Below are 9,820 nucleotides of genomic sequence, written 5' to 3' on the forward strand. Positions count from 1 at the left end.
TGTGGGAATTGCTGAAAAAGCTCTTGATTGAACGGCGAGCAATTAAATAAGCAATGCCCACCAATACCCAATCTCTGAGTATTTGATGGTAAGATTGTTCATCGAACAGGCATCTTGGTAGAATAGCTATCTTGCTGTGGAACAGGCATCTTGCCTGTTACTATTGATTCTTCTCGGTCGCGGGCAAGATGCCCATTCTACTGCTATTGCTTCTTTCAAAATTATCCCCATCTCCCCACTCCCAATTCTAAATTCTTAATTCTCAATTCTAAATTCTTAATTCCCCACTCCCCATCTATAACGAAAAACAAATGCCCGACCTCTCCACCATCCCCGGCTTCACCGAACTCCAAAGCCACACCACCGGTGATTCTCGCCTTCTGATCGCAGTATTAGATGGTTCAGTAGACTTAGACCGAGCCTGTTTCGGTGGGGCAAAGCTGAGTCGAATTACCCCCTTCTGGTCACAAGACATTGAAATTGACCCGGATCTGATTAAAATCTTCCGAGACATTAATCAGTTAGATGACTTAGACGACGACACCAAACAAGAGAAGATCAAAGCCGCTATTCCGGACGACCGGATTCGTCATCGGATTTTCTTGGATTTCCATGCCACCCATATTTCCAGTACCATTTTTGGACAACCAGGCTCTCCCGTTGAAGGCATTGCCCCTGGTTGCCGAGGCATTAATATTCCCATTAGTCGGGATGGGGAGAACTTCATCAACCCCCTGAACCTAGTTCATGCCTTTAATCAAGCTTTGGAACTGGGAGCGAATATTATTCACTGCGCCGCCTGTCACCCAACCCAATCCGGTGTCGCCCATGAACTGTTAGAAAAAGCAGTGCGTCAAGCCCAGGATAATAACGTTCTGGTGGTTGCCCCTGGTGGTAATGATAAAGGGGAATGTTGGTGTATTCCGGCAGTTTTGCCAGGAGTTCTCACCGTTGGAGCCTACAAAGATAATGACCAACCGGCCAAGTTCAGTAACTTCGGTGGCCAGTATAATCAACAAGGGGTCTTGGCTCCCGGAGAAAATATTTTAGGGGCACAACCGGGAAGCGATAAAGCAGTGCGGAAAAAAGGAACCAGTTGTGCGGCTCCGGTAATTACCGGAATTTCTGCCTTGTTAATGAGTTTGCAATTACAACAAGGGGCAGCTCCCGATGCGGAAGCGATTCGTGCTGCTATTACCAATAGTGCCATTCCCTGCGACCCGGAAGAAGTAGAAGAACCAGAACGCTGTTTGCTGGGCAAGGTTAATATTGCTGGTGCCTTTGAGTTAATTACCGGACAAGAATTAGCAGCAAAAGGTGAAGAGTCAGAGATTACTAGTCAAGGCTCAGAGGATAAAAGTACGATTGTTTTTATATCGTCTAAGGAAGGGAACAGGGAACAGGGAACAGGGAACAGGGAACAGGAAATAGGGAATAGGGAACAGGGAATCGGGAATAAAGGGAATAGGGAACAGGGAATAGGGAATAGGGAACAGGGAATAGGGAACAGGGAACAGGGAATCGGGAATAGTGGACAAGAATTAACGGAAATAGTAACAGAAAATCAATTAACCTTATCCTCTTCTGATGGGGTTAGCGCTAATAATATCACCGCTAATAATATCACCGCTGATAATATCACGGCTAATACTACTGCAGCGAATAATATTGTGCCGAGTGCTGGGTCAAACCTGGTCTATGTGATGGGAACGGTGGGGTATGATTTCGGCACAGAAGCAAGGCGGGATTCTTTTAAGCAGTTAATGCCACCGGTAGAGGTCAACGGGGTAATGGTTCCCTCCAACCCCTACGATGCCAGGCAAATGGGAGATTATCTGGGTCAGAATCTCTATGAAGCCAAGTCGTTAATTTGGACCTTGAACCTAGAACTGACCCCCATTTATGCCCTGGAACCGGTGGGAGCATTTGCGGATGATACTTACGCCACCTTGCAGGATATGCTGGCCAGTGAGGCATTGCCAGAACACGATGAGGAGTATATAGAACGGGTGAGTATGGCGGGACGGTTGAGCCGGAAAACTGTCAAACTGTTCTCTGGACAAGAGCTGCCGGTGTTGAAGCTTTATAGTCCCCGGGGCATGTACGGCTGGACAATCAACACCTTAGTGGATAATGCCATCGAAGCCGTTCGTCAGGAACAGCAGAATGCTGATGAAGCGGCAATCCGGCAGTCTTTGACCGCATTTCTACATCGGGTCTATTATGATCTACGGAACTTAGGACAAGCTGACCGCGATCGCGCCATCAACTATGCCGCTATTAACGCCTTTCAAGCCGCCGAAAGTATTTCGGAAGCGGTAGCTATAGGCATGGAACTCCATAGTATTGAAGTAGAGAAGAGTCCCTTCTGTCGTTATGATAGCAACTGTTGGGATGTTAAACTGAAGTTCTTTGACCCAGACAATGGTCGCAGAGCCAAGAAAATCTATCGCTTCACCATTGATGTAATTGATTTGGTGCCAGTTACCTTAGGTCACGTGCGTTCTTGGTCGGTGCCGAAGTAGGTTCGGGAGATGGGGAGTAAGCTGTCAGCCGTCAGCCGTCAGCCGTCAGCCAAACCTGATCTCTTTTATTGAAATTTATTGAAAAGCTGAATGCTGATAGCTGAATGCTGATAGCTGAATGCTGATAGCTGAATGCTGATAGCTGAATACTAAATGCTGATAGCTTAAAAACAAGCAAAAAAAAACGGGGAAGAAAAAGTTAATAAAAACCTTCCCCTCAAGGAAAAGCTAAAGACTAGAAGATGAAAAAACTAGAATATCCAAAAAAATTCTGATTACATATAAAAGTACCATAAAGTAATTTAAAAGGTCAATGATTTTTTTGTAAACTTTTATGTTTAGACTTGTATTTTTATATAGGAATGTTAAGAACTTTATACCAAATTGCATTCAAAGATAGGAGATAGGGAGATAGGGAGATTGAGGGAAGAGAAAGTTGTACCTTTGATTGCAATTTAGTATTAGAATTTCGGTTTGGAGTTCCGGTACAGTAGTATGCCTGCAACTATTGCCCTGATTGCCCATGACAACAAGAAAAATGATATAGTGGCATTTGTCAAGCGCCACCACATCGTTTTCTCTCGCTACACCTTAATTGCTACAGGGAACACAGGGAAACAAATTCAAAACTCCACTGGCTTACCCGTTGATTGCTTACTCCCTGGTCCTATCGGTGGAGATGCCCAGTTGTTTGCAGCGGTGGCGGAGGGAAAGGTCTGTGCTGTGTTTTTCTTCATCGATGCACTCTATGCTAAATCCCATGAACCTGATATTCAGGCTCTGTTACGGATTTGTGATGTCCATGATGTAGCGATCGCCACCAACTTAGCTACTGCAGAACTGGTGATCAGTGCCCTAGCCCGGACCCAAGTGGCTCACCTTATTTTTAATCCAGTGGCTGGTCAAGGAGACTCAGATCATGAACTTACTATTATTGAAAACATGCTGGGTGGCCATTTCAATCTCGAGATCCATCAAACCACTCCAGAAATTACGGCGGAAGAATTGACCCAAGGGGCGATCGCAGCCCACGCTGATCTGATCATTGCCTCTGGCGGTGACGGCACTGTATCCGCCGTTGCCAGTCAGCTAATTGATAGCAATATTCCCCTCGGCATTATTCCCAGAGGAACCGCTAATGCCTTTTGTCAGGCGTTGGGCATTGGTGGCAGAGTAATGCCCATTCGCGCCGCCTGTCGCATCATTTCCGAAGGCTATACCAAAGTGATTGATGCGGCTCGCTGTAACGACACCCCCATGATTTTATTAACCGGAATTGGTTTTGAAGCAGAAATGGTCGATAAAGCCAGCCGAGAATTCAAGGATCAGTGGGGGGTACTGGCCTATCTGGTAGCGGGATGGCAACAACTGGATGAACAAGAGCTATTTGATGCGGCTGTGGAAATTGAAGACCAGATCTATCGAGTTGAGGTGGGGGCTATTACTGTGGCTAACGCGGCTCCCCCTACCTCAGTGTTAGCCCAAGGAATGGGTGAAGTGATTTACGACGACGGGTTACTAGATGTCACCATGGCCAAAGTAGACACAAAACTTCAGGCGGTCACATCAATGGTCAATGCCTTCGGTGCGGCGTTGGTTAACCTGGCACCCAACCAAGAAAATATTCATCATGTCCGAACCCACAGTATCAAAATAGCCACAGATCCGCCTCAGAAAGTGGTTGTGGATGGAGAAGTGATTGGAACAACTCCTATCAAAGTTGAATGTATTCCCAACGGATTGACTGTATTTGTCCCTAACCCCAATTAATTTGCCTTAAGCCCAAGGAATCTCAGGGGCTCAATCTCTCCTTTTCGAGAGTATATTAAGACCTACTCGAGTAAAGTAGAGCATTATTGATAATGATTTATTGCTAGATATAGTTGATAATACTGATGAAGTACCTTAAAGTTTATTATATCATTTCGGGATAATTACCCTTGAAAGATCTCCCCATCTCCCTATCTCCCCATCTCCCCATCTCCCCATCTCCCCGACTCCCTACTCCCAACTCCCTAAAACTTCAGAACCATAGATTAAGCTAGTAGCAAAGTTAGGTAAAAAACTAGAATCTATGTTCAAAAAACTATTAGCTCAGGTTGGCATTGGAGCAGCAAAAGTAGATACACGTTTGTACTTTGATTCCCTAGCGCCTGGGGAAATGGTAGAAGGGGAAGTTTATATTACTGGGGGAGATGTTTCCCAGAAAATTGATGATATTTATATTTATCTGGTTACGGAATACTTGCGGGAAGAAGAAGATACCTCAATCACAGAGGAATGCATATTAATGCAATATCGCCTCTCGGAACGCTATAACTTGGAGGCAAAAGAAGAGATAGTTATTCCATTTTCGTTTCCCCTCCCAGAGGAAACACCACTGACATTAACCAGCCAACCAGTGTTTTTACGTACCGGCTTAGATATACCCATTGCCGTTGACCCAAAAGATACCGATTACATTGAAGTACATCCACACCCCCTAATGCAAGCGGTGTTTGATGCATTAGAAAACCTAGGCTTTCAACTTCATGAAGTGGATTGTCAGTACAATACTCACTTCGGGGGTAGATATCCATTCGTCCAAGAGTTCGAGTTTCGACCCATGGGTAAGTATCAGGGTAGCTTGGATGAATTGGAAATTATTTTTTCTCTCTACTCAGAAGACTTAGAAGTTTTCCTAGAAATAGACAAACGAGCCCGTGGATTTGGTGGTTTCCTAGAAGAAGCTTTCGACCTAGATGAACGTTATGTCCAATTTCAGGTAACACTGGATGACCTCAATCTTCCTACGGGTGAATTGGAGGCAATGATTGAGGAGATTATTGAGAGTCAAATTAACTAGAATGAATCTTTCAAAATCTGATCAATCATCCGGTTAGCTTGGGATTCATAACCACTACCAAACAGATTAAAGTGATTGAGGATGTGGTAAAGGTTATAGAGTTTTTTCCGCTGTTTGTAACCTTGCTCTAAAGGCCACACCTCGTTATAGCCTCGATAAAATGCTGCTGGGAAACCACCAAACAATTCGGTCATGGCAATATCAACTTCGCGATCGCCTACATAAGTAGCTGGGTCAAAAATTACTGGTTCTCCCGCCATGGTAATAGCCGCATTACCACCCCATAAATCACCATGTACTAACGAAGGTTGAGGCTGATGATCCAGTAATTTAGGAACTACTGTCAGTAATTGGTCTTGTTTCGGGAAATGACCACTGCGACGCCGTGCTAGCTGAAACTGATAACCCAGGCGATACTCTACAAAAAACTCTACCCAATCCGACATCCATTGATTAACTTGTGGTGTGGAACCAATAGTATTATTTTGATTCCAACCAAACTTACCCATCTCGGTTGAACCTTGGGGAGTAGCAGCCTGATGCATGGCTGCTAACTGATGTCCCATTTTTACCCAAGACTCGGTACTGTTACCGCCACCAAGGTCTAGCCACTCCAAGACAATATAAGAACAATCGACGGCAGTGCCATAGCAAATTGGTTTGGGGATTCGGATTGTCTGGGTTGCCACCATCTGCTTGAGACCGAGGGCTTCGGCTTCAAACATATAGACTTGAGAGGCAGAATTGAGTTTAACAAAATACTTATTAGTCTTACCGACCAGAGCATAACCCTGATTAATACAGCCACCACCAACAGACTGGCGCTGGTTAATCTCAAAGGTTTCACCGGTGACTTGGCTAATCTGGTCAGCAATTTCTTTCCACATCTTAGTCTGTTCCCTGTTCCCCGTTCCCGTCTTGATGCAATAGCGAGTGGGGGAAACCCCCAAGACCGCTTAGGTGCGCTTTCCGTTGGCGAATTAAATTCGCCACGGGTCGCACCTCTGCATCGCTGTTCCCTTTGCGATCACAATACCATAAGCATGGGGAGACAGATACTGCTGTGCAGCCTTTTGGATATCAACAGCACTAACTGATTTAATATGACTAGGGTAATTGAGTGCTGGTTCTAAATCCCCCACTTGGGAGTAATAGTAACCATATAAATTGCTGCGAGCGCTTGGTTTTTCATTACCAAAGATAAACTGATTGGCGACTTTGGTCCGAATCCGAGCAATCTCTGAGTCTGATACCAATTCTGTCTGACAGCGATGGATATGGTTTGCGATCGCATTCTCCACCTCTGGCAAATTCTCAGCTGGCAGTTTAGCAGAAATATAAAACACCCCTTGCAGCCGCTGAGTGATATTACTAACCCCAATTTGAGTAACCAGTTGCCGTTCTTCTCGCAAATCCCTAAACAGCCTGGACATACGACCTCGTCCTAAAATTCCTGCCAGCACATCCAAAGCATAGGTTTCCTTCAACTCAGGTATACCAGGCACCCGCCACACCATCACCAGCCGCGCTTGTTGTAAAGACTCATCCACATACTCCCTACGGACAATGTTCTCGAAAGCTGGTTCAGGGGTAAGGTTTGTTCTATCTTCTATCGCCCTTGGCTGTGCTTGACTAAATCCATTGCTGACAATTTCAATTAATTCCGTAACTGGCAAATTCCCCACCACTGCTGCAGTCATAGACTCTGGTTGATACCAACTACCGTGAAAGTCACGCATCTGCTGAGGCTGGAGTTGTTCAATCACCGAGGCAGGTCCAAGCACAGGACGTCGATAGGGTAACTGGTCAAAAGTAGTCTCCATTGCCCACCTATGGGTGCGGCGGCGGGGATTATCCTGGGAACGGCGAATTTCTTCCAAAACTACCATACGCTCCTTTTCAAAGCCATGGTCAGGAATACTAGGATTGAGTACCACCTCTAGCTGTAATGGTGCCAGGTCGGCAAAATCTTTAGGAGCTGTAGTGATGTAATAGTGAGTGTAATCCTGACTTGTAGCCGCATTGGTTACAGCACCCCGTTGCTCAATCAGCCGCTCAAACTCACCACTTTGCAATTTTGGTGTGCCCTTAAACACCATATGCTCCAGAAAATGAGCCATACCATTAATCTGATCCGATTCCACTGCGGAACCGACATTAATCCAAACATTCAAACTGACAGCTTCAACCGGCATCTGCTCCGCCACAATGGTTAACCCATTCGGTAGCTTTTCAACAGTAGGAGCATTGAGGGAGGGAGTATTGAGCAAACTGGAAGTCATTAAATTAATCACTAATTGACCACTATTTATTAATAGTAATCTTTCTGTTTGATATCGAGTTTTTGATATAGCAAAGGGAATCGGGAATCGGGAATCGGGAATCGGGAATCGGGAATCGGGAAAACATCTTGTGTACCTCATTAGACTAGAAAACGCTATACATTCAATCAATTTTCTGGCATTGCTTAATAATGGAATGATTTTAAGACTCAGGTGGAATAGGCATCTTGCGTGGAACTGGCATCTTGCCAGTTTCCTCCTTATTTGCGGGCGGGCAGGATTCCCACTCTACTCCTATTCATTCAAAGACTGACGCAACGCCAATTTTCTTTCCCCGATTCCCGACTCCCGACTCCCGACTCCCGACTCCCGACTCCCATCTCCCGACTCCTCACTCCCAAACACCATGACTCAAGGTAGAATTATGATAAGAAACATTAAGAAATGCAAATAAACCAGCATGGTAAGCACTCAGGGCGGTAAAGGTAAGGTAGAATACCCCAAGAAAGAATTCCCGCAGAAAAAAGTCCAGAAAAAAGTAGCCCAGAAAGTTGTAGTTATCGGTGCAGGAATTGGTGGACTAACCGCTGGAGCACTCCTCGCTCGCCGAGGCTACCGTGTTTTAATGCTAGACCAAGCCCTAGTACCAGGAGGATGCGCCTCTACCTTCAAACGTCGGGGTTTTACCTTCGATGTTGGTGCGACCCAGGTAGCTGGCTTAGAACCTGGTGGCATTCATAAACGCATCTTTGATGAACTGGAAGTAGACCTGCCAGCCGCTACCCCCTGTGACCCGGCTTGTGCGGTATTTCTTCCCGGTGAAACCGAACCGATTAACATCTGGCGCAACCCGGAGCAATGGAAAAGAGAACGACAACGCCAGTTTCCCGGTAGTGAACCTTTCTGGCAACTGATGGCAACCTTATTCAATGCCAGTTGGAAGTTCCAATCCCGTGACCCAGTGCTACCACCTCGTAATGTATGGGACTTGTGGCAACTAACCTCAGCAGTGCGTCCGGATACCTTAATTACCCTACCCTTTACCTTCATGACCGTAGCGGATGGGTTACGAGGATATGGCTTATATGACAATAAGCGTCTGAAAACCTTTCTGGATATGCAGCTCAAGCTTTATTCTCAAGTGGATGTTGATCAGACAGCACTGTTGTATGCCGCAACAGCCTTAGGAGTTTCTCAGGAACCCCAAGGGTTATTTCATCTCCAAGGTAGTATGCAAGTGTTAAGCGATCGCTTAGTAGAAGCCCTGGAAAAATGGGGGGGTAAGCTACTAATGCGCCACACCGTTGAACAGATCGAAACATCAGGTGGTAAAGCTACTGGTGTTAGGATTCGCAATCAGAAAACTGGGGAAGTTTGGACAGAACCAGCGGATGAAGTAGTTGCCAACGTTACTGTGCAAAACCTAGTCAAATTATTAGGTAATAATCTACAGACCTTCCCTGAAACCTCCATGACAGGGTATAAGTATCGAGTTGATAAATTACCCTCACCATCCGGTGCGTTTGTCATCTATCTTGGGGTAGATAAACGTGCAATTCCTGATGGTTGTCCTCCCCATCTTCAGTTTCTCTATGACTACGATGGAGAAATTGGCGAGAATAATTCCTTGTTTATTTCGGTTAGTAAGCCAGGAGATGGACGAGCACCAGAAGGAAAAGCTACCATTACGGCCTCATCCTTTACCGATGCTGCCATGTGGTGGCGGGGGTCTAAGCAAGAGTATGACAGCTTAAAGGAAGAGTATACAGAAAATGCGATCGCACGTCTTAGTCAATACTTTGATTTAACACCAGAGACCATCATTCACCAAGAAACAGCAACCCCTCGCACCTTTGCCCGTTTTACTGCCAGAGAACAAGGCATTGTCGGAGGAATAGGGCAACGGATACCCACCTTTGGACCCTTTGGCTTTGCCACTCGCACACCTTGCAAAAGTCTGTGGTTAGTAGGAGATTCAACTCATCCAGGAGAAGGAACAGCTGGGGTCAGTTATTCTGCCCTTACCGCTGTACGGCAGATTGAGACATCATTTTGCTTGTAGGGGCGCAAGCCAAGGGTACCTAGCTTGGGTAAAGGGGTAAAGGTCTCAAATGTCAAGATCCATTGGATCTGTTTTTGGCCAGACCAGCTATGAAAGGCTACTAACA

General features: G+C 45.7%; 7 protein-coding genes. 5 read left to right on the forward strand and 2 right to left on the reverse strand.

Features of this window, described 5'->3' with window-relative positions:
- Nucleotides 1–311: 311 nt before the first annotated feature.
- From F6K52_RS25705 to F6K52_RS25715, 3 genes are all read left to right on the forward strand, one after another.
- A complete protein-coding gene (locus tag F6K52_RS25705; RefSeq protein ID WP_293084829.1) occupies nucleotides 312–2,525 on the forward strand; it encodes a PatA/PatG family cyanobactin maturation protease in 2,214 nt (737 codons plus the stop codon).
- A gap of 495 nt (nucleotides 2,526–3,020) precedes the next feature.
- A complete protein-coding gene (mgsA, locus tag F6K52_RS25710) occupies nucleotides 3,021–4,295 on the forward strand; it encodes a methylglyoxal synthase (RefSeq protein ID WP_293084832.1) in 1,275 nt (424 codons plus the stop codon).
- A 304-nt stretch (nucleotides 4,296–4,599) separates the two neighbouring features.
- Nucleotides 4,600–5,370, forward strand: a complete 771-nt coding sequence (locus tag F6K52_RS25715) for a sporulation protein (protein WP_293084834.1) — start codon at nucleotides 4,600–4,602, stop codon at nucleotides 5,368–5,370.
- Here the strand turns inward: F6K52_RS25715 and F6K52_RS25720 are convergent.
- On the reverse strand, nucleotides 5,367–6,257 hold the full coding sequence (locus tag F6K52_RS25720; RefSeq protein ID WP_293084837.1) for a fructosamine kinase family protein: 891 nt from the start codon (nucleotides 6,255–6,257) through the stop codon (nucleotides 5,367–5,369). The genes F6K52_RS25715 and F6K52_RS25720 overlap by 4 nt on opposite strands.
- 93 nt (nucleotides 6,258–6,350) lie before the next feature.
- Nucleotides 6,351–7,652 (reverse strand): pitrilysin family protein, encoded by a 1,302-nt coding sequence (locus tag F6K52_RS25725; protein WP_293084846.1) that lies wholly within the window; start codon nucleotides 7,650–7,652, stop codon nucleotides 6,351–6,353.
- 231 nt (nucleotides 7,653–7,883) lie between these two features.
- Between F6K52_RS25725 and F6K52_RS25730 the strand changes: the two genes are divergently transcribed.
- Nucleotides 7,884–8,072, forward strand: a complete 189-nt coding sequence (locus F6K52_RS25730) for a hypothetical protein (RefSeq protein WP_293084840.1) — start codon at nucleotides 7,884–7,886, stop codon at nucleotides 8,070–8,072.
- A 40-nt stretch (nucleotides 8,073–8,112) separates the two neighbouring features.
- Nucleotides 8,113–9,714: a C-3',4' desaturase CrtD gene (gene crtD / locus F6K52_RS25735; protein WP_293084843.1), complete on the forward strand. Its 1,602-nt coding sequence runs from the start codon at nucleotides 8,113–8,115 to the stop codon at nucleotides 9,712–9,714.
- Nucleotides 9,715–9,820 lie beyond the last annotated feature (106 nt).

Origin of the sequence: Moorena sp. SIO3H5 (genome assembly GCF_010692395.1) — a bacterium.
GTDB lineage: Bacteria > Cyanobacteriota > Cyanobacteriia > Cyanobacteriales > Coleofasciculaceae > Moorena.